This window comes from Aureibacillus halotolerans (genome assembly GCF_004363045.1).
Classification (GTDB): Bacteria; Bacillota; Bacilli; order Bacillales; family DSM-28697; genus Aureibacillus; species Aureibacillus halotolerans.
Window position 1 is genome coordinate 425,068 of the sequence record NZ_SNYJ01000002.1, and the last position, 21,207, is coordinate 446,274.

The window sequence follows — 21,207 nt, forward strand, 5'->3', positions numbered from 1 at the left end:
TAGAATGAAAGGTGGATGTGATAGCGATGATAAATAGCATGACTGGATTTGGAACAGGGGCTTCGAAGGATGGACTTATCGTTGAAGTAAAGTCTGTCAATCACCGATTTAAGGAAATTTCCGTGAAGATGCCTCGAAATGTCTTACAGATCGAGGACCGAATCAAAGCAAGCATCGCAAGTGAGGTGGCACGGGGAAAAATAGAAGTGCATGTGACAGTAGACGATGCACGCGTATTACCTCAGCAAATGGATGTCAATTGGTTGCTCTTAGATCAACTCGTCGAACAGGTTGTAAGGGGCAAGGAACGGTACGGTTTGACAGAAGCCATTTCACTTCAAGCGCTGTTTCAGCATGATGGCGTCCTGGTCACAAATGATCGTAGCGACCGAGATAAAGAGCAGTTTGCCGAGTCTCTGTTTGCTGCATTAAAGGAAGCGATCGCGCACATGCTTTCAATGCGTCGTCTGGAAGGGTCGCGGCTTTCCAAAGATATCAACGAACGCATCGACGCGATCACTGTAGTGATTGAGCAGATGGAAACACTCGTCCCAGAAGCATCACGTACATATGAAGCCAAGCTACGTGCACGCTTGGTTGAATTGCTGGAAACAGAAGAAGGCAAGCGAGCAGAAGAACGGTTACAGATTGAAGTGTCGTTGCTCACAGAGAAACACGATGTGACAGAAGAGCTTGTCCGCATAAATAGCCATCTAGCGTTGTTTAAAGAAACACTTCTAAGTGAAGAGCCTGTGGGGCGTAAACTGGATTTTATTACACAGGAACTGCACAGAGAGGTGAATACGATCGGCTCAAAATCCCATCTCTTTTCAATAGCTGAAGCAGTGATCCTTATAAAGTCCGAGCTAGAAAAAATAAAAGAGCAGGTGCAAAACATTGAATAATAAAGACACCCTGCTTTTAAAATTCTGGACAAAAGGCTAAAATGGAAGAACTGAGAGGAGAATGGCATGAGCATAAAATTAATCAACATTGGCTTTGGGAATATCGTCTCAGCCAATCGAATTATTTCTATCGTAAGTCCTGAATCGGCTCCAATCAAACGTATCATTCAAGAAGCACGCGATCGGAATATGCTGATCGACGCAACATATGGAAGGCGCACTAGAGCTGTCATCATTGCAGACAGCGATCATGTAATATTGTCAGCTGTACAGCCAGAAACGGTTGCACAGCGTTTAGCCAATAAAGAAGAAATGTCGGAGGAAGGATAAGGTATGAACTTAAAAGAGAGAGGCCTTCTGCTTATTCTTTCAGGTCCCTCAGGTGTGGGGAAAGGCACAGTACGGAAGGCATTATTTGAGAAAAACACAAACTTAAGTTATTCGATTTCGATGACAACACGAGTGCCACGTCCAGGTGAAAAAGATGGTGTGGATTATTTCTTCAAATCTCGGGAAGAGTTTGAAGCTTTGATTGCGAAGGGCAGACTCTTAGAGTGGGCAGAGTACGCTGGGAATTATTATGGCACACCACTTGACTATGTGGAGGAAACACTTGAAAAAGGTAAAGACGTTTTCTTAGAAATAGAAGTCAAGGGGGCAATGCAGGTAAAGCAGGCGTTTGCCCATGGTGTCTTTCTCTTTTTAGCGCCTCCGTCCCTTGCAGAGCTGCGCACACGCATTTTAGGCAGAGGCACTGAGGACGAATCATCCATTCAAAGGCGGCTTGAAGCGGCACGTGAGGAAATCGAGCTAATGAATCACTATGACTATGTTGTCGTTAATGATGACATAGACGCTGCACGCGAACGAGTGGAAGCGATTGTTGTTGCTGAGCATTGCAAACGGAGCCGTGTGGCTTCTGTATACAAAAAAGCATTGGAGAGTGATTTTTGATGTTATATCCATCAATAGATTCATTAATGGAAACGATCGATTCCAAATACACGCTTGTTACTGTTTCAGCCAGACGAGCTAGACAGCTGCTTGAAGAAGAAAACTATTACATTGACCTTCCGAAATCACGCAAAAATGTAGGGGTCGCTCTTGAAGAAATTCAAGAAGGTCTTTTGACAGTTGATTATGTAGACATCGTTCCATTACGAGGTATCCAATCTCAAAAAGAGTAAACAACCTAAGTCTAGGTTGTTTCTTTTTTAGAGGCTGGGATATAACTATTTTATTAACATGAAAATCCGAACAATTATTTAAACTGTTCGGATTTATGTTTAGTTAAGTGGTTTTTCGATCGCTTCGGTAAAATACTTTGCTTTCCGCGGGCACGGCTTCAGCTTCCTCGGAAAGCAAAAACCGCTTTCCTGTGGGATCTTCAGCTCGTGCTGTTACACCCTACGGGTACAAGTGCAACATCGACTTGAGAAGAACTCGTCGTGTTTTCTTTGCCGCAGGAGTCTCCGTATTTTGCCTACGCTATCAACCTATGTCTATTCATTATCCTTTCATTGTTCGGTTTTTGTGTAGTGTGTTTTTATTTTGTCCAAACTGGTCTTTTTTAGTGTCAAAAAACGCTAACTGTGCTTGAGTGTAGGCAATATGGAATAAGTCTATTGAAATAACGAGAAAAACACCTGCTTTATATAGTATAGAGAAGATCCAATGTTCACTAGTAATAATTAATCAAAAGCTGCCACTAGCGAGACCCCGCAGATTGCGGACGCGATCGAGGAGGCGCAGCAGAAGCCCGGCGGCTAAGAAATCACGACGAAGTTTTTTTGTTCAATGTTGCGCTTGTACCCTTTAGGGTGAAAGCGAGAGTATGACAGCTTGTACAAAAAGCAACCACATAAATGAACTTCAAGTAAACCCAGTTATATCTAGGTGTATCTCCCAAATTCAATGTGCGAAGCTTGAGTTCTATTCAATAAAGGTAGGTGTGCGTTTATGAAAGGAAAAAAGATTGTCCTTGGTGTGACAGGGGGCATAGCCGCTTATAAAGCATGTGCATTGGCTAGCAAGCTTTCGCAAAAGGGTGCATTGGTCAGAGTTGTGATGACGGAGTCGGCCATGGAGTTCGTTCAGCCAATCACCTTTCAAGCCCTTACGAGACAACCTGTGTACACAAACACATTCAAAGAAAACGACCCTTCTGTGGTCGCTCATATTGATGTCGCTGATTGGGCAGACCTCGTTCTTGTCGCACCAGCAACCGCAAACGTATTAGCAAAAATGGCCCACGGGCTAGCCGATGACATGCTCACGACCATATTGCTAGCGACAACTGCTCCGGTTTGGGCAGCACCTGCAATGAATGTTCACATGTATGATCATCCAGCTGTCAAAACCAATATTCAAACGCTGCATGAACGTGGCGTCCAGTTCATTGAGCCAGAGGAAGGGTATCTTGCCTGCGGGTATGTAGGCAAAGGGCGTTTAGAAGAGCCTGAAAAGATTGCCGAGACCATTCAAGCCTTTTTTACAGACCCTCCAAAAAAAGGTCGTTTTGCTGGGAAGAAAGTATTAATTACTGCAGGTCCAACGCAGGAACGAATTGACCCTGTGCGTTATTTGACGAATCGATCCTCAGGAAAAATGGGATTTGCCCTTGCGGCAGAAGCGTTTCAGGATGGTGCGCAGGTCACGATTGTGTCAGGCCCTGTTCAGCTTGAAGCTCCACGTGGCGTAGAATGGATTCGTGTCGTATCGGCAGCGGAAATGTTTGATGCGGTTATGAGCCGATACGATCAATTCGATGTTGCGATCATGACAGCAGCAGTGGCCGATTACACACCTAAAAAGATCCAAGAACAAAAAATCAAGAAAACAGGCGATGAGCACATGGCGTTAGAACTCGTGCAAACAGAAGATATTCTTCGTCATCTTGGACATTTAGAACACCGCCCCTTATTAATCGGTTTTGCTGCGGAATCTGAACGTGTTGTGGAGTACGCTGAAAAAAAACGCGTGTCTAAGCAAGCAGACATGATAGTGGCAAATTCCATTGCAGGTGAAAAGGGTGCCTTTGACTCTGATGAAAATGAAGTGACACTTGTCACCGCCTCTAGTCAAATAGCGCTCAAACGCGCAAGCAAACAGCATATCGCGCAAGCCATTCTAGATGCTGTCCATGACATGTTGAAAGGGTGAGTTGTATGTTTGCCTCCGTTGTTGTTGATGTACCCACCCAGCAAACGGACAGACTCTATGATTATGAAGTTCCTGAAAGCTGGGAGGCGCTTGTGCAGCCTGGAATGAGAGTTCTTGTGCCATTCGGTCCACGGAAAATTCAAGGTATGGTGCTTGCCATAAAGGCGAGCACCGATGTTTTGAAAACAAAACCGCTCATTGCTTTGCTGGATTTGACCCCTGTCTTGACAGAGGAGCTTCTGGCCATAGGGAAGTGGCTTTCTAACGAAACGATGTGCTTTTTAATTACCGCCTATCAAGCGATGTTGCCATCGGCTTTGAAATCAACGTATTCGAAAAAGCTTGTTCTTGCGGATGGACGATTACCTTCCGACTTGCCTGAAGAGCTTCAGGTCTTTTACAAAAACCAACGAGCGGTCTTGTGGGATGACGTGGAAAGCAACCTGCAAACAATGAAATCCGTGAAACTTGCGCTTGAAGAAGGCTGGATAGATGTTCTTTATGAAGCAAAAGATCAAACGTCTATAAAGCATGTGAAATGGGTAACGCTTAAGCAATCGTTGACCGAGGCTCTTGCTTCACTTGCGGCGAATGCCGTGCGTCAGCGGGAAGCCATTCAATTGCTTGCGAGTCATAAAGATGGCCTTGCTTTGAGTGTGCTGTCACAGAGATCAAATGCAGGATATTCAAGTCTGAATAAGTTAGTGGAGAAGGGGATATTCCATTTGGAAGAGCGCGAGCTTTACCGCGAGCCATACGAGCTTATGGAATCGACCTCGACCCCACTCGATCTAACTGAAGAACAAGCCGCTGTGCTGGAATCAATCGTTTCAGCGACAGATCAGTCGAGTGCTACCACATTTCTCCTTCATGGCATCACGGGCAGTGGGAAGACAGAAGTGTATTTACAGGCAATCGATAATGCACTAAAACAAGACAAACAAGCGATTGTCCTTGTGCCAGAAATTTCGCTAACGCCGATGATGGTCGATCGCTTTAAGAAACGATTCGGCTCAAAGGTAGCTGTGCTTCATAGTGCCTTGTCTAAAGGGGAGCGGTACGACGAATGGCGTAAAATTCATCGTAAAGAAGTGACTGTGGCTGTAGGGGCACGATCAGCTATATTTGCTCCGTTTGACCGTCTTGGCATTGTCATTATTGATGAAGAGCATGAAACGAGCTACAAGCAAGAAGAGCATCCGCGCTATCATGCACGCGATGTCGCTATTAAGCGTGCTGCCTTCCACAAGTGTCCCGTTGTCCTTGGCAGTGCGACGCCATCACTTGAATCAAGAGCTCGAGCCCAAAAAAAACGCTATCACTATGTTCAATTGGAAAAACGCATTGGAAAGCAATCTTACCCTGAAGTGACGATTGCGGATATGCGTGATGAGCTTAAGGCTGGCAACCGCTCGATGTTTTCCAGACAACTTATGGATGCATTGACAGAGACGATATCCCGAGGTGAACAAGCCGTATTGTTTCTAAACCGACGGGGGTTTTCCACCTTTGTCATGTGCAGAGACTGTGGGTATGTGCTTCAATGTCCACATTGCGATATTTCGTTAACCTATCACAAGCATCACCATGCAATGAAATGTCATTATTGCGGTCATCAAGAGCCTTTGCCCCGGGCATGCCCGAAGTGTGAAAGCGAGCATATTCGCTTTTTTGGCACTGGCACGCAAAAGGTGGAGGAGGAGCTTCTAAAACTATTGCCGGACATACGGATTTTGCGAATGGACGTTGATACGACAAAACGAAAAGGGTCACATGCAAAGCTATTGGACGCTTTTGAAGCCCATGAAGCAGATGTCCTGCTTGGCACACAAATGATTGCCAAAGGTCTTGATTTTCGCAAAGTTACTTTTGTTGGTGTCCTTGCCGCAGAAACGATGTTGCATTTGCCTGATTTTCGAGCAGCAGAAAAAACCTTTCAGCTCCTTACACAAGTCAGCGGTCGAGCAGGACGTCATGAGTTGCCTGGGCAGGTTGTCATCCAAACGTATACACCAGAGCACTACAGCATCATGCTGTCTGCTAGCCATGACTACGCAGGCTTTTATAAACAGGAAATGCAGTTTCGCAAGCTAAGCCAATACCCGCCATTTTATTATCTTGCACTCGTCACGATTACACATGAAGACTTGATGGAATGTGCGAAGGAAGCAGAAAAAATTGCTCGGCATCTCTCACAAGAGCTGTCAGATGAGGCAATCCTTCTTGGACCAGTGGCCTCCCCGATTCCAAAGATCAAAGATAGATTCCGCTATCAATGCATGATAAAATATAAGGATGAACCTAAGCTTCAGCCTGCCTTAAAGCAGATCATGGCGCTTTATGCAGAACGAATTCAAAAAAAAGAGTTGCAAGTGTTAATTGACATGCAGCCTTATTCGATGCTCTAATGTGAGTTTGTTTACATGACATCGTTTACGCTCTTAGAAACATGCGAGCAGCCTTCAGCCATGTTTCAGCGCCTCACTCTAAGGTGCAGGGAATGATGGATGGTCGTATAGTATGGTGAACATCGATGTGAAAATGAGGACAATATCCGTAAAATAGGTGATAGAATGAAACGAATCGTATTTATGGGGACGCCAGCCTTCTCCGTACCGATCTTGCAGAGATTGCTTCAGTTCCAGGAGATTACTGTTGTTGGCGTAGTCACGCAGCCTGATCGGCCAAAGGGCAGAAAACGCGTGCTCACCCCATCGCCTGTAAAGGAAGAAGCCGAGAAGCATGCCCTTCCTGTGCTTCAGCCTGAACGGTTAAATACCGCAGAAGGAATTCAACAAGTGTTGGATCTCAGACCGGATTTGATTGTGACGGCTGCGTATGGACAGCTTGTGCCAAAGGCGATTTTGGATGCCCCGCCAGCGAAATGTGTCAACGTGCATGCCTCATTACTTCCAGAGCTTCGAGGTGGTGCACCGATCCATTACGCCATCATGCAAGAAAAAAAAGAAACAGGAATATCGATCATGTATATGGCGGAAAAACTAGATGCTGGACCGGTCATTGCACAATCAGCTCTGCCGATTACGACAGAGGATCATGTAGGGTCACTTCATGAAAAGCTAAGTGTGCTTGGAGCGGATTTACTGCTGCGTGTGCTTCCGGATCTATTGGAAAACAAAGTGGTAGCGACGCCTCAAGACAGTACGAAGGCGACATTTGCTTCTAACATTACACGCGACCAAGAAATCATTGATTGGTCACAGCCTAACCACAAAGTAGCAGCACATATACGAGGACTCCATCCATGGCCAGTCGCTTTTACGGAAATAAAAGACCAAGTGATGAAAATTTGGTGGGGCGAATCAATTGAAATGACAACCGATCAACCGCCCGGTACGATCCTTTCCGTAGATAAGCATGGTGTGTCTGTGGCGTGTGGTCAGCAAAGTGTACTTGTCGTCACAGACATTCAACCTGCGGGGAAAAAGCGGATGCCCGCGGCTGATTTTGCCCGTGGCCAAGCCAGCCCTTTGACTCCAGGCGTTGTATTAGGAGGTTCTCATTGAAGCAATTAAGCGTACGTGAGCTGAGCATTCAGCTCTTAGAAGATATTGATAAATCAAAGTCGTATAGTAATCTAGCGTTGCACAACGCGATTGAAAAGGCACGGTTGCCTGAGCGTGATTCGGGGTTGTTAACTGAACTAGTGTATGGCACTGTGCAAAATGAGCTACTGCTGGATTATAGTCTTGCTCCTTTCATTAAAAAGAAGAAGTTGATGCCATGGGTGCGTCACCTTTTGAGGGTGTCAGCTTATCAGATGATTCTACTTGATCGTATTCCAGACCATGCGATTCTAAATGAAGCCGTCACGATTGCTAAGAAGCGAGGTCATAAAGGCATTTCAGGTTTTGTCAATGCGGTCCTGCGTTCAGCACAGCGCGAAGGTTGGCCAGATCCGAGTCGTATAGAAGACCTTGGCGAGCGCTTGTCCGTGCAGTACAGTCATCCGCGTTGGCTTGTCAACCGATGGCTCAAACAGTTCGGTTTAGAAGCGACGGAGCGTATGTTAGAAATTAATATGACACCACCGCCGTCAGTAGGTAGAGTGAACACGAATAAGTGGACGAGAGATGAATTTTTACTTGCGTCCGAAGAAGAGGCTTTTGAAAAAGGAACTCTCGCTCCTGAAGCTGTGTTCTATAAAGGCAATATCGCGAGGCTGCCCGCTTATCATGAAGGGGACGTGACGGTACAGGATGAGAGCTCTATGCTCGTTGGCCATGCAGTAGGGGCGACATCCAACCAGCAAATCCTTGATGCATGCGCAGCGCCAGGAGGAAAAACGACGCATTTGGCAGAATTGATGAAGGACTCGGGTCGAATTGATGCTCTTGATCTGCATGCCCATAAAACAAAGCTCATTGAACAACAGGCAAAGCGGCTTGACCTTGCATCTATCCATACACAGACGCTTGATGTTCGGAAGGCAAGCGAAGTGTTTGCTCCTGAAAGTTTTGATCATATTCTTGTCGATGCGCCGTGTAGTGGACTTGGTGTTATACGCCGTAAGCCAGATATTAAATGGGCAAAGCAGGAAGAAGACATTACGCGCTTAGCCACAGTTCAACAGGACATTTTACGAGCTGTTGCTCCGCTATTAAAACCTGGTGGACGGCTTGTGTATTCCACTTGTACAATTGATGCGGCTGAAAACGCGGATGTCATCACGTTGTTTCTCTCAGAGCAAAATGATTTTGAACGTGATCCATCCCTGAAGGAGCGTATGCCCAAAACGATCCCAGCAGAGGCGTGGACGGAAAACGGTGACGTGCAACTTTTGCCACATATGGCGAATTCAGATGGATTTTATGTGACAGCATTACAAAAAAAGAAGGTGCATTAAAATGACAGTGCAGCAACAAAAGCAAAAACCTTATATGAAACCTATTGATCAGCTTCCTTCCATCTATAGTCTTCAGCACGATGATATGAAGCAGTGGTTGAAAGACAATGGAGAACCTGCCTTTCGTGCTGATCAAATTTTTGAATGGCTCTATGTAAAGCGAGTATTCGCTTTTGAAGACATGACAAATTTACCTAAGTCGTTGCGGTCCTTGCTAGAGTCGTCTTTCGACTTTACAACGTTAAACACGATTGTGCAGCAAAAAGCGAAAGATGGCACGATGAAATTCTTGTTTGAGCTTACGGACGGGTATTCCATTGAAACCGTGCTAATGAAACATGATTATGGCTACTCTGTTTGTGTGACGACCCAGGTCGGTTGTCGCATCGGCTGTTCTTTTTGTGCGTCAACGTTAGGTGGTTTAAAACGCCATTTAGAAGCAGGTGAAATTGTCGCTCAGGTCGTAAAAGTACAGCAAGTTCTGGATGACATTGAGGCGCGTGTTGGCCATGTCGTTATTATGGGCATTGGCGAACCGTTTGATAATTACGATGAGATGATGGCATTCTTGAAAATCATTAATCACGAAAAAGCGCTGCATATTGGAGCAAGACATATTACCGTGTCAACTAGTGGAATTGTACCGAAAATCTATAAATTTGCAGATGAAGCTTTGCAAATTAATTTTGCGCTATCTTTGCACTCACCGACACAGGAATTGCGTGAGCAGTTAATGCCGATTGCAAAGGCGTATCCTCTCGATAGGTTGATGGAGTCCATTGAGTACTATACAACCAAAACGGGTCGTCGAATTACCTTTGAGTATGGACTATTCGGAGGTGTTAACGATTCCGTTGACCACGCGTTGAAGCTCGCGAAACTGATCCGTTCATTAAAATGCCATGTGAACCTCATTCCGGTCAATCATGTGCCTGAACGTGATTATGTCAGAACACCACCGGAAAAAATTCAAGCATTTGTAGCTACCTTAAAGAAAAAAGGGGTAAATGTGACGGTCCGACGTGAACAAGGACACGATATTGAAGCTGCTTGTGGCCAGTTAAGGGCGAAGGAGCGGAAAGAAGAGACGAGGTGAAGACGGTCATGAAAACATTCTACAGTACAAATGTAGGGATTGTCCGCGAGCACAACGAGGACAGTGTGGCCATTGAAGGCAACGACACTGAATGTTTCGCGATTGTTGCTGATGGTATGGGCGGTCATCGTGCAGGAGATGTGGCCAGCGCCATGGCAGTTGAAGAGCTTATGCTGCAATGGCAGGAACGTCCCGTTTTCGGGAGTCCTACAGTAACAGAAGCGTGGATTCAAGAAACGGTACAAAAGGTGAACGTGAAAATGCATGCCTATGCGCAAACCCATAAGGAATGCAATGGCATGGGGACCACATTGATAAGCGCCATTTGTACCCCGACCTATGTGACGTTAGCCCATATAGGGGACAGTCGTGGTTACGTGAAGCGGCAGTCGTTATTCAGGCAAGTTACTGACGATCATACGCTCGTCAATGAACTTGTGCGTTCTGGTGAATTATCGAAGGAAGCCGCAGAGTATCACCCTCGAAAAAATATAATTTTAAGAGCATTGGGGACGGATGAAAACGTCTTACCTGATGTGCAATCGTTTGAATGGGAGCAAGGGGAGTATGTCTTGCTTTGTTCAGATGGTTTATCAAATAAAGTGACGGATCAGGAGCTGGATTCGCTTCTTTCAGAGGAAAAGGGCTTAGACCAAAAAGCAGAAGCCATGATCGCAGCAGCAAACCTTGCTGGTGGCGAGGACAATATATCCGTAGCTCTCGTTTACAACGAACCGTGTGAAGAAGGCAGGCGAGTCATGGGATGATAGGTGATCATTTAGACGGCCGCTATCAGATTCTTGATTATATTGGTGGCGGAGGGATGGCGAACGTCTACCTCGCAAAGGACATGATTTTAGATCGTGAAGTGGCTGTGAAAGTCTTAAAGCCTGAATTCTCTAAGGATGACGAGTTTATTAAACGGTTCCGACGTGAAGCAAGAGCAGCCACAAGCCTTTCCCATCCAAACATCGTCGACATCTATGATATTGGTGAACAGGAAGACACGTATTACATGGTGATGGAATATGTGAAAGGGCAGACGTTAAAGCAATATATTCAACACAATGAAACACTCTCTGTCGATGTCGTTGTCGATATTATGCTTCAACTGACATCAGCGATTACGCAAGCGCACGAAAACCAAATTATTCATCGTGACATTAAGCCACAAAATGTGCTTATCGATGAACAGGGAGACGCGAAAGTGACGGACTTTGGCATTGCCGTTGCCTTAAGCTCAACGACAATGACACAAACGAACTCGTTGCTTGGTTCCGTCCATTATTTATCGCCCGAGCAGGCACGTGGGGGCATGGCAAATAAAAAATCGGATATTTATTCACTTGGCATTGTGATGTATGAAATGATCAGCGGCAAGGCTCCTTACACAGGCGAAACAGCCGTATCGATTGCCTTAAAGCATCTACAAAATGAACTGCCACCGATTCAACAATTGAAACCGGACCTTCCGCAAAGCGTCGAAAACGTACTCTTAAAATCATGTGCAAAAGACCCACTGCACCGCTACACGTCTGTTGAAGCAATGCACACGGACTTAATGTCGGTGCTTGATGCGGATCGTCTGCATGAAGACAAGTATATACCGCCAAATGACGAGGATGAGAAAACGAAAGCTGTTCCTGTCCTTCCTAAATCTTTTCATGAAACCGTGGCAGATACGAAAACACACCCTGCTTTGAATAGCAGTGAGAATGAGTCGAAAAAACCAAAGTCGTCTGAGCAAAACAATGCCAAGGTCGATAAAAAGAAAAAAAAGAATTGGTCAAAGATCCTTCTCTGGGGACTGCTTATCTTTGTGTTTCTAGGTGGCGTTTTTGCCGCTGCTCTCCTATGGCTCCCTTCGTTAATGATGCCTGATGAGGTGGAGGTGCCAGAAGTCGCTGGCCTTTCTCAAGTTGAAGCGCAAGTGACGTTAGCCAAAGAGAATTTTCAAGTGACGATTAAAGAGACGTCGAGCAACGATGTTGACGAAGGGCATGCAATTGGAACACAGCCTGAAGCAGGAGATATGGTAAAGGACGGTTCTGAAATTACACTTGAGGTGAGCACAGGTCAGGAAAGGGTTGCTTTTGACAACTACGTACAACGCTCAGGTGACGATGCGAAGAGAGAGTTGGAGCTAAAAGGCTACACTGTAAAAATGTATGAGGTTGATTCTGAGCAACCGCAAGGACTCGTTGTTGAACAGTTTCCAGCTGTGGATACGATGGTTGTTCCAGAAGAGACAACCGTCACTTTAGAAGTGAGTCGTGGACCAGAGTTATTGCTGCAGGATATGAGAGGGATGTCTGAGGAAGAAGTTAAAGCCTACGCAGAAGAACACAACTTAAAACTTTCGATTGCAAATGAACAAGAATTCGATCAGGAGATTCCAGCAGGTCATGTGAAAAGTCAAAACCCACCAGCAAACACGACAATGCAAAATGGTGATCCGATCTCAGTCACATTGTCAAAAGGACCGCCACCAGTGACTGGAACTAAAACCGTCACTGTTGTATTTGAACCTGACAATGGTCCAGGGAACCGTGGCAACAACGGAAACGGAAACGGTAATGGCAACAACGGAAACAACGGAAACAATGGAAATAACGGAAACGGATTTTTTGACAGTCAAAATGAGACCGCCGTCGTGCGAGTCTATGTCAATGATCTGAGCAACAATCTTACGCAAGCGATCGTCGAACAAGAAATTACAGAAACAACGGATATCCAGTTTGAGGTGACGCTAGCCTACAACGAGAGCGCAGAGTACAGAATAACGCTCGATGGCGAAGCGGTCGATACTGGAACGGTTACTTATGATGAGTTAACCAATTAGGAGGCTTTCATGACAACGGAAGGAAAAATAATTAAAGCATTGAGTGGGTTTTACTACGTGCAAACAGATACGCAGGTTTATCAATGTAAAGCCAGAGGGTTGTTTCGAAAGACCGGAGAATCTCCCCTCGTTGGCGATCAAGTTGTTTTTGCGCCTGTCGACGAAATGGTTCTTGAGATTAAACCGAGGAAAAATGCTCTTGTTCGTCCGCCAATCGCTAACATTGACCAAGCCCTGCTTGTGTTTTCAGCACGTCAGCCCGATTTTCAAACTACTTTGCTTGATCGATTTTTAGTTGTTATTGAGGCCTATGATATTGAACCAATCATTTGTGTAAGTAAAACAGATTTGCCAAATGAAGAAGATATTGCCCCGCTAAAGAATCAAGTTAACGTCTATGAACAAATGGGGTACCAGGTGATGTGGACATCCGCGGAAACGAAAAACGGACTTGACCATTTCCTTCCACTTATTCAAGACAAGATCAGTGTTGTTGCGGGGCAATCAGGCGTTGGGAAGTCTTCATTATTGAATGCAGTTGCCCCAGAGCTTTCTTTGAAAACCGACGAAATTTCCCGCTCCTTAGGACGAGGAAAGCATACGACACGTCATGTGGAGTTGTTGCCAGTTGGTGGTGGTTGGATTGCAGACACCCCTGGGTTTAGTTCCTTGGATTTTGATGCGATCGCCTCCGCGGAGGAGCTTAGTCAATACTTTATTGATTTTCATCCTATCATGGCGGATTGCCGATTTAGAGGCTGCACACATATGAAAGAACCAAAATGTGCTGTGAAAGCCGCAGTGGAACATGGAGACATTGCTGACTTTCGCTACAAGCACTACCAGCAATTTTTTGAAGAGATTAAGGATCGTAAAGAGAGGTATTAACAAACCTATGAACAAAATTGCCCCATCCATTTTAGCAGCCGACTTTGGCCAGTTGAAAAACGAGTTGAAGGACGTCGAAGCAGCAGGTGCCGACTACATCCATTTTGATGTGATGGATGGCGCATTTGTACCAAACATTTCGTTTGGTCTGCCTGTCCTACAATCCATCGCACCAAGCATCTCTATTCCAATTGATGTCCATTTAATGATTGATGCCCCTGAAAGATATATTGATGCGTATGCGACCGCAGGCGCCGATATCATTACGATCCACCAAGAGGCAACGAACCATTTACATTCAGCGCTACAGCAAATCAAGAACGCTGGCTGCAAAGCTGGTGTTGCGATTAATCCAGCAACGCCAGTGCATACACTTGATGCCATTATTCAGGATATTGATTTGCTCTTAATTATGACGATCAACCCAGGGTTTGGCGGGCAGTCGTTAATTCGAGAAACCGTGAAAAAAATTGCACAAGCCAATGACTTAGCCACACGTGCAAATCGCCAAATCGAAATTGAGGTCGACGGCGGTATTACAAAAGAAACCATTGCAGACTGTGCGGCAGCAGGTGCCAATGTCTTTGTTGCAGGCTCAGCGATCTTTCAAAGCAGCGATCGAAAAAAAGCGGTGGAGGAATTGCGCCTCGCTGCAGGTAGTAAGTAGAGGTTCTATTCAGCGTTCAAAAACAGGTAAGGGACCAGGTTATCAAGCTAGGCAATCCTTATTGTCAAATGAGTACTTATTTAACGTTAGTTCAATTGCTTAAAGCTCCTATTTGGAGCTTTTTTTTTTGCGAAAAAAAAGAAGATGATCTTGCAAAAAATAGAAAAAATGCGTATAATCAAAATTTACCAAAATAAAACAAAGGAGAATCAAAAATAAACAGACATAATAATTGTAGGTGAATCGTTTGGTGACTTCAAATCCTTTGCATTTTTTTCTTTCATGGCCCATTCGAAAAAAGCTCTTGTTTTTATTTGTCATGCTTTTGCTCATCGTTGCATGGTCAACGTGGAGTTTACAAAATTTCGTATTTAAGGAATACGATGAAAAAATGCACCAAGAATCCTCCAAGGTGCTACGAATGATGACGCTTCAAATTGAAAATGAATTAAGGTCATTAGATGATCTCTCCTTTAATTTGATTACAGATCCGTATATTCAGGAATTGCTGTTTGAGGTCGAGGAGGGGGAATCACGCTATGAGCAGTACGTTATGGCTGAACAACTTCGAGTCCGTATGTTAGACCTTGGAGACTATCGTCAGTACAGTCCGTATATTTATGTCTATGATCGTTTTGGAACCGAATACAGCGTCGGAATGAATCCTATCTCACTCACTCCTCTTGAGTATTCCATTGTCGCAGCAAAGGCTGAACAGGCTGGAGGAAGCAGTGTATGGTTGCCACTACTCAATGATCATGATGGCATTACACTCGCCAGACAAATTCGCTCGTATCGCCATTTGTCTTTATCTCCACTTGGCACACTAGCGATGCATGTGAATTTAGATCAGATGGTTCAGGAGGCAAAGTTAATTTTAGGTAGCCAAGAAACGAATTTTTATATTCGAGGACAGAATACTCTTTATTCAGATGTTTCACAGGAGCTTGAGCACGAAATTGAAGAGGCACTTCTTGCTACAAAAGGGTACGCCATAGTAAAGCGTGAGGAAGAGAAGTACTTTGTTACGAAATACACCTCAAAGGATTTTGGCTGGCATTATTATATTTTGACATCCTACGATTCCATCTTCGAACGTATTCAGCAGGTGAAAAATCTCGTCTTTTTCTTATTTGTACTGCTTTTTTTGCTTATGCTTTCGATTCTACATTGGTTTTCAAATAAAATGACAAATCCTATCGAGCAACTGCTATCGCAAATGAAGCATCTACAGCAAGGTTCATTTAAGGGCGATGTTCATATTTACCCGAACGATGAAATTGGTCAATTGCACAAAGAATTTCAGGTGATGGGAATGAAAATAAAAACCTTACTCGCCGACAACTATTCAAAACAACTTTCAATCAAAGAAAGTCAATACAAAGCCTTGCAAGCACAGATTAACCCACACTTTATGAACAATACACTGCAGGCAATTAATTGGTCGGCAAAGCTCTCTGGACAAAAGCAAATATCAAGTATGGTTGAATCGTTGGGGTTTCTTCTTCGCAATGCGATGCAGATGGATGAAGCGCTTGTGTCGCTTCGGGATGAAATGGAAACGGTTTCGCACTATATGAATATTCAATCCATGCGCTTTGAGGAACGTTTGTCCTTTTATTTCGAGATAGATGACCGCTGTTTGAACGCCTTTGTGCCAAAGCTTTCTATTCAGCCTCTCGTTGAAAATGCTGTGATTCATGTGTTGGAGCAGTCGATGGCGGAGTGTACGATTCAAGTGAGAGCCGAAGAACGAAATGACTCAATTTTCATTTCCGTTATTGATAATGGTCCGGGTGTGCCTATCAATTTAATGGAGGCCATTCAACGAGGCGAAGTGACACCTAAAGGGACGGGGATTGGACTCGCCAATATCGATGAAAGAATTCAATTGTTGTTTGGCCCTGAGTACGGTATACGAATAGGAAAGCGAGTGGAAGGCGCGGAAATAAAAATAATTCTTCCGATGAGGAGGCTTGAAGATGAGGTCAATGTGTAAAGTCATGCTCGTTGATGATGAACGAATCATTCTTGAAGGCATCGCTAAGTTGGTCAAATGGAACGAAGCAGGTACAAGCTTAGTTGCGACGGCAAGACATGGGGCAGAGGCCATTGAAAAAATTCCTGACGTTGAGCCGGAAATTATTGTTGCGGATATTCGCATGCCTGTCATGGATGGTCTAGAACTAGTAAAAAGCGTCAAGCAGCAATGGCCAGCGATCGATTTCGTCTTATTGTCTGGCTTTCGAGATTTTGACTATGCGAGACAGGCAATGACTTACGGTATACGACACTATCTTCTAAAACCTTGCAATGAAACGACCATTCTGAAAGCGCTAAGTGAGCTTACAAAATCGAGAGAGGAGCAAGAGCTTTCAAAGCCAATTAGATCTGAAACGCAGTGTCCTGTGAAAAAGATAGAGCAACTTGTTCATGCGCATTTCGGAAACCCTGAATTAACACTGCAATGGATTGCCACGCATCATTTGCATATGAATGCAGACTACCTCGGAAAATTGTTTAAACAAAAGAAAGCGGAGCGGTTTTCAGCTTATGTCACCCGCGTTCGTATTGAAAAGGTGAAAGTGTCATTAGCCACGGATGCGCACGCCCGTATCACAGAGCTTGCCGATGCATGTGGTTTTGGTGACAACCCCCATTACCTCAGTCAAGTGTTCAAAAGAGAAACAGGTTATACACCGACAGAGTATAAAAAAACGCATGCTCATTCGTAAACAACACTGATATTTGATGGAAAATCACGGATTTTTTAATTCCGAACGTAAGCGCATACATGTACACTTGGTTTGTTAGGAAAGCTAAAAACATAAAGAAAAGGGGATGCGTATGAAGCATAAGTGGATGGGTGCCGCACTTTCCTTAGGTCTGTTGTTCTTGACTGCATGTGGGGACTCAGGTGCACCTTCGGGAGGCTCAAATGGTGAAAATGAAAGCGCTGACAGTAATGGGGAGCAGGTAGAACTCCGATTTGCGTGGTGGGGTGAACAAACTCGTCATGACTATACACTAGAAGTCATTGAAATGTATGAAAAAGAAAACCCAAATGTAAAAATCAATCCTGAGTATGCAAACTTTGATGACTACTGGAAAAAAATCGCGCCACAAGCAGCGGCCAATGAACTTCCTGATATTATTCAAATGGATATATCGTACTTAGCCCAATATGGAGAAAAAGGCCAGCTTGCTGATTTAACCGCTTATACAGGAGACATCATTGATACATCAGCGATGAATGAAAATTCAATTTCAGGTGGTAAGGTTGGCGATAAACTGTATGGGTTTAACCTTGGAGAGAATGTAGTGAATTTTCAGTACAATCCTGCGACGTTAAAGAAAATAGGCGTGGAGGAGCTTCCAGAGGATTGGACGTGGGACGACTACGAGGAAATTGCCCTCAAGGCCGCCGAACACGACTTGTTCTTTGACGGCGGGATGAGACCAGAAGTGTTTTTTGGGTATTATCTAAGAACAAAAGGGGAGTCATTGTTTAATGAAGACGGTACGGCCCTAGGCTATGACGATGATCAGCATTTCATTGACTTTTTCTCCATGCTTCAAAATTTAGTGCTTGAGGGTGCTGCGCCTGCACCGGATTTTAAAGCACAACTGAAGGGATATGGAGATAATCCTGTCGTCAAAGGCGAGGGGATTGGCATTTGGCAATGGTCGAATCAGTTTATCGCTCTTTCTGAGGTGTCTGATGAGCCACTCGCCATGCAGCATATGCCTGGACCTAATCGTGAAGATGGCTTGTATTTAAAGCCAAGTATGTATTTCTCAATTGCAGAGAGCTCAGCACACAAAGAGGAAGCCGCCAAGTTTATCGATTTTTGGGTCAACAATATCGAAGCCAATAAAATCATCTTAGGGGATCGTGGAGTGCCTGTTTCAACAGAAGTGCTTGAAGCGATCAAACCTGAGCTACCTGAAGTAAAACAAAAAGTATTTGACTATGTGGCATGGGCGAAAGACAACAGTTCTCCGATGGACCCGCCTGATCCGCCCGGGGCTGCTGAGTTGTATGCATCACTTGCAGATGTAACTGAACAAATGGAATTTGGGCGTATGAGTGCTGAGGATGCCGCGAAGCAGTTCAGGTCTCAAGCGGAAGGTATCTTAAAGTAAGGGTTGCCAGAGCCATAGCTGATGAAGTTGTTCAGCTATGGCTTTTCAAGTAATGCTTGTCCATCAAAATGCACCGGAGTGATCAGTTCGTCACTCGCTGAAAGAAAGGAAGTTCATTGATGAAACCATCACTTTCACAAAATCTTACAGGGTATGCGTTTATTTCACCCTTTGTTTTTGGCTTTTTAGCGTTTACTTTTATTCCAATCCTTGCGTCTTTGTATTTATCTTTTACAGATTATGACCTTTTATCGACCCCTTCATGGGTAGGTATCGATAATTACGTCGAAATGTTCACGAATGACCCTAAATACTGGAAGTCGATCGAAGTGACCTTTTTATATGTCTTTTTAGGTGTTCCTTTACGGCTCGCTTTTGCTCTTGCAGTGGCGATGCTTTTGAATACAACCTCAAGAGCGATAGGCGTTTATCGTACGCTTTTTTATTTGCCTTCGATTATCGGTGGTAGCGTTGCTGTATCCATTATGTGGCGGAATTTGTTTGGCGATGATGGTGTAGTGAATTCATGGTTGGTCTTTTTGGGGATTCCGTCCGTCTCCTGGTTTGGCGATCCAGATGCAGCTTTAAGCATGCTCATTAGCTTGTCTGTGTGGCAATTCGGCTCTTCAATGCTCATTTTCCTTGCGGGTTTAAAGGGCATCCCAGTGGCATTGTATGAAGCAGCAGATGTTGATGGAGCCAATCCCTTTCAACGTTTTTTCAAGATCACCATGCCAATGCTGACGCCGGTCATTCTGTTTAATATGATCATGCAAACCATCGGCGCTTTTATGACGTTTGTTCCCGCGTACATTATTTCTAAAGGAGAAGGCGGCCCAATGGACGGAACGCTTTTGTATTCCCTTTATCTATTTAGGCAAGGCTTTGTTTTTTTTAATATGGGATATGCTTCAGCAATGGCCTGGGTCATGCTCGTCATCATAGGCATTTTTACAGCGATTCTATTTATGTCCTCCAAATTTTGGGTTCATTATGAAACAAAGGGGGGCAAATGATATGAAAACAAAACTCACAAGAAAATGGATGTATCATCTGGTCGCTGCTGCCGGCGCTTTTCTGATGCTGTATCCTGTGTTGTGGCTTGTCATGAGTTCCTTTAAACCAAGCACTGATATTTTTGTGACGGCAGAGTCGCTTATCCCAGATCCATGGATTTGGAGCAATTACGCAGATGGGTGGCAAGGCATAGGCGATTTTACCTTTGCAACGTTTATTAAAAATTCACTCATCATCGTTATCATTTCAACGATAGGCTCCACGTTTTCCTCTGCTCTCGTCGCCTTTGGGTTTGCTCGCTTGAAATTTAAAGGAAGAGGCTTTTGGTTTATCGTGATGATGTTTACTTTGATGCTTCCGAACGATGTTGTCCTTGTCCCGCAGTATATTCTCTTTGCAAAGCTTGGTTGGTTAAATTCAATGTACCCGATTATTGTCCCAAGCTTTTTTGGTCACCCATTTTTTATCTTTTTAATCATTCAGTTCATCCGAACGATTCCAGGAGAGTTGGATGAAGCGGCAGTGATGGATGGATGTGGTAAATTCAAGCTGTTTGTGCGTATTATTATGCCACTCGTGACACCTGCCATGGCTACGGCAGCTATCTTTTCATTCTATTGGCGTTGGGAGGACTTGCTTGGGCCGTTGTTGTATTTAAATAAGCCTTCTCTATACACAGTCTCAATGGCATTGAAAATGTTCTTAGACAATGAGTCGCTTTCAAATTGGGGGGCAATGTTTGCAATGTCCGTAGTCAGCTTGATTCCGGTCATTCTGATCTTCTTCCTTTTTCAACGCTATATCGTTGAGGGCATTAGCACGAGCGGGTTAAAGTAATGAATTGCTGCTTTTTCCGCCTGCCGGCTGTATAATTTGTTCCTCTTGTTGGATGGAGAAAAATTAGCGATAATACCAACAGAGGTGATAAGAATGAGTGTATGGCGTATCATGGCAGGCGGACCAATGGAAAATGTACCTATCGACGAATGCGTGAAGAACCGGAACTATTGGATTGGCGTAGATCGTGGTGCAGCTGTTCTTCAAGACGAGGGCATTGATCCAATTGCAGTGTTTGGCGATTTTGACTCGCCAGAAGGGAAAGCCTGGTTAAACAGTTCAAGCGATGCAGGCGCAAAACATCTTTATCCAGAAGAAAAAAATGATACCGATTTAGCCCTCTGTGTGACATGGGCACTCGCGCAAAAACCAGCACGATTGGAGATCTATGGGGCGACAGGTGGAAGGCTTGATCATTTTATAGGCAGCATCGGTATGCTTGAAGGCGCTATTGATTCAGGGGTCAATGTCGTTATAATTGATCGCTGGAATGAGCTTTCAATGTATACGAGCGGTTCGTACACCCTTCAAAACAATTCTTTGTACACGTACCTATCGTTTCACGCCGTTACAGCGTCTGTAGAAGGTCTCACGCTTAAGGGAGTAAAATATCCATTGCAAAGCTTTACCTTGGAGAGAAACAGCACGCGCTGCGTGAGCAATGAATTTTCAGCACAACAGGCACAGCTTGATTTTTGTACAGGGCGGCTACTTATGATACGAAGTCGAGACAGAAATGAAAAAGAATAGGTACTATTTTTGAGATGCTGAATATACTGT

General features: G+C 44.5%; 19 protein-coding genes. All 19 read left to right on the plus strand.

Annotated features, from left to right (window positions below; all coding sequences use genetic code 11):
* Positions 1–26 precede the first annotated feature (26 nt).
* The 19 genes from EV213_RS04200 to EV213_RS04290 all read left to right on the plus strand — a co-directional run bounded on the left by EV213_RS04200 (position 27) and on the right by EV213_RS04290 (position 21,177).
* A complete protein-coding gene (locus EV213_RS04200; RefSeq protein WP_133579233.1) occupies positions 27–905 on the plus strand; it encodes a YicC/YloC family endoribonuclease in 879 nt (292 codons plus the stop codon).
* 66 nt (positions 906–971) lie between these two features.
* Positions 972–1,235, plus strand: a complete 264-nt coding sequence (gene remA, locus EV213_RS04205; protein WP_133579234.1) for an extracellular matrix/biofilm regulator RemA — start codon at positions 972–974, stop codon at positions 1,233–1,235.
* A gap of 3 nt (positions 1,236–1,238) precedes the next feature.
* Positions 1,239–1,859: a guanylate kinase gene (gene gmk, locus EV213_RS04210; RefSeq protein ID WP_133579235.1), complete on the plus strand. Its 621-nt coding sequence runs from the start codon at positions 1,239–1,241 to the stop codon at positions 1,857–1,859.
* A complete protein-coding gene (gene rpoZ / locus EV213_RS04215; protein WP_133579301.1) occupies positions 1,859–2,092 on the plus strand; it encodes a DNA-directed RNA polymerase subunit omega in 234 nt (77 codons plus the stop codon). The genes gmk and rpoZ overlap by 1 nt, the downstream gene beginning before the upstream one ends.
* A 772-nt stretch (positions 2,093–2,864) precedes the next feature.
* Positions 2,865–4,067, plus strand: a complete 1,203-nt coding sequence (gene coaBC / locus EV213_RS04220) for a bifunctional phosphopantothenoylcysteine decarboxylase/phosphopantothenate--cysteine ligase CoaBC (protein WP_133579236.1) — start codon at positions 2,865–2,867, stop codon at positions 4,065–4,067.
* A 5-nt stretch (positions 4,068–4,072) separates the two neighbouring features.
* Entirely contained in the window at positions 4,073–6,475 is a 2,403-nt protein-coding gene (gene priA, locus EV213_RS04225) for a primosomal protein N' (RefSeq protein WP_133579237.1), read from the plus strand.
* Positions 6,476–6,640: 165 nt separating this feature from the next.
* Positions 6,641–7,594: a methionyl-tRNA formyltransferase gene (gene fmt, locus EV213_RS04230; protein ID WP_133579238.1), complete on the plus strand. Its 954-nt coding sequence runs from the start codon at positions 6,641–6,643 to the stop codon at positions 7,592–7,594.
* Positions 7,591–8,934: a 16S rRNA (cytosine(967)-C(5))-methyltransferase RsmB gene (rsmB, locus tag EV213_RS04235; RefSeq protein WP_133579239.1), complete on the plus strand. Its 1,344-nt coding sequence runs from the start codon at positions 7,591–7,593 to the stop codon at positions 8,932–8,934. Before fmt ends, rsmB begins: the two co-directional genes overlap by 4 nt.
* Positions 8,930–10,030: a dual-specificity RNA methyltransferase RlmN gene (gene rlmN / locus EV213_RS04240; protein ID WP_133579240.1), complete on the plus strand. Its 1,101-nt coding sequence runs from the start codon at positions 8,930–8,932 to the stop codon at positions 10,028–10,030. The genes rsmB and rlmN overlap by 5 nt, the downstream gene beginning before the upstream one ends.
* Before the next feature lie 8 nt (positions 10,031–10,038).
* Complete coding sequence (locus EV213_RS04245; RefSeq protein ID WP_133579241.1) at positions 10,039–10,797, plus strand: Stp1/IreP family PP2C-type Ser/Thr phosphatase; 759 nt, start codon at positions 10,039–10,041, stop codon at positions 10,795–10,797.
* On the plus strand, positions 10,794–12,872 hold the full coding sequence (gene pknB / locus EV213_RS04250) for a Stk1 family PASTA domain-containing Ser/Thr kinase (RefSeq protein ID WP_133579242.1): 2,079 nt from the start codon (positions 10,794–10,796) through the stop codon (positions 12,870–12,872). Before EV213_RS04245 ends, pknB begins: the two co-directional genes overlap by 4 nt.
* Before the next feature lie 9 nt (positions 12,873–12,881).
* Positions 12,882–13,760 (plus strand): ribosome small subunit-dependent GTPase A, encoded by an 879-nt coding sequence (rsgA, locus tag EV213_RS04255; RefSeq protein ID WP_133579243.1) that lies wholly within the window; start codon positions 12,882–12,884, stop codon positions 13,758–13,760.
* Positions 13,761–13,767: 7 nt separating this feature from the next.
* Positions 13,768–14,427: a ribulose-phosphate 3-epimerase gene (gene rpe / locus EV213_RS04260; protein ID WP_133579244.1), complete on the plus strand. Its 660-nt coding sequence runs from the start codon at positions 13,768–13,770 to the stop codon at positions 14,425–14,427.
* Positions 14,428–14,677: 250 nt separating this feature from the next.
* Positions 14,678–16,426, plus strand: a complete 1,749-nt coding sequence (locus EV213_RS04265; protein WP_133579245.1) for a sensor histidine kinase — start codon at positions 14,678–14,680, stop codon at positions 16,424–16,426.
* On the plus strand, positions 16,410–17,162 hold the full coding sequence (locus EV213_RS04270) for a response regulator transcription factor (RefSeq protein ID WP_243739983.1): 753 nt from the start codon (positions 16,410–16,412) through the stop codon (positions 17,160–17,162). The genes EV213_RS04265 and EV213_RS04270 overlap by 17 nt, the downstream gene beginning before the upstream one ends.
* A gap of 112 nt (positions 17,163–17,274) precedes the next feature.
* Positions 17,275–18,573, plus strand: coding sequence for an ABC transporter substrate-binding protein (locus EV213_RS04275; RefSeq protein ID WP_133579246.1), 1,299 nt, complete (start codon positions 17,275–17,277; stop codon positions 18,571–18,573).
* A gap of 119 nt (positions 18,574–18,692) precedes the next feature.
* On the plus strand, positions 18,693–19,589 hold the full coding sequence (locus EV213_RS04280; protein ID WP_133579247.1) for a carbohydrate ABC transporter permease: 897 nt from the start codon (positions 18,693–18,695) through the stop codon (positions 19,587–19,589).
* Position 19,590: 1 nt separating this feature from the next.
* Entirely contained in the window at positions 19,591–20,427 is an 837-nt protein-coding gene (locus EV213_RS04285; RefSeq protein ID WP_133579248.1) for a carbohydrate ABC transporter permease, read from the plus strand.
* A gap of 93 nt (positions 20,428–20,520) precedes the next feature.
* Positions 20,521–21,177, plus strand: a complete 657-nt coding sequence (locus EV213_RS04290; protein WP_133579249.1) for a thiamine diphosphokinase — start codon at positions 20,521–20,523, stop codon at positions 21,175–21,177.
* Positions 21,178–21,207 lie beyond the last annotated feature (30 nt).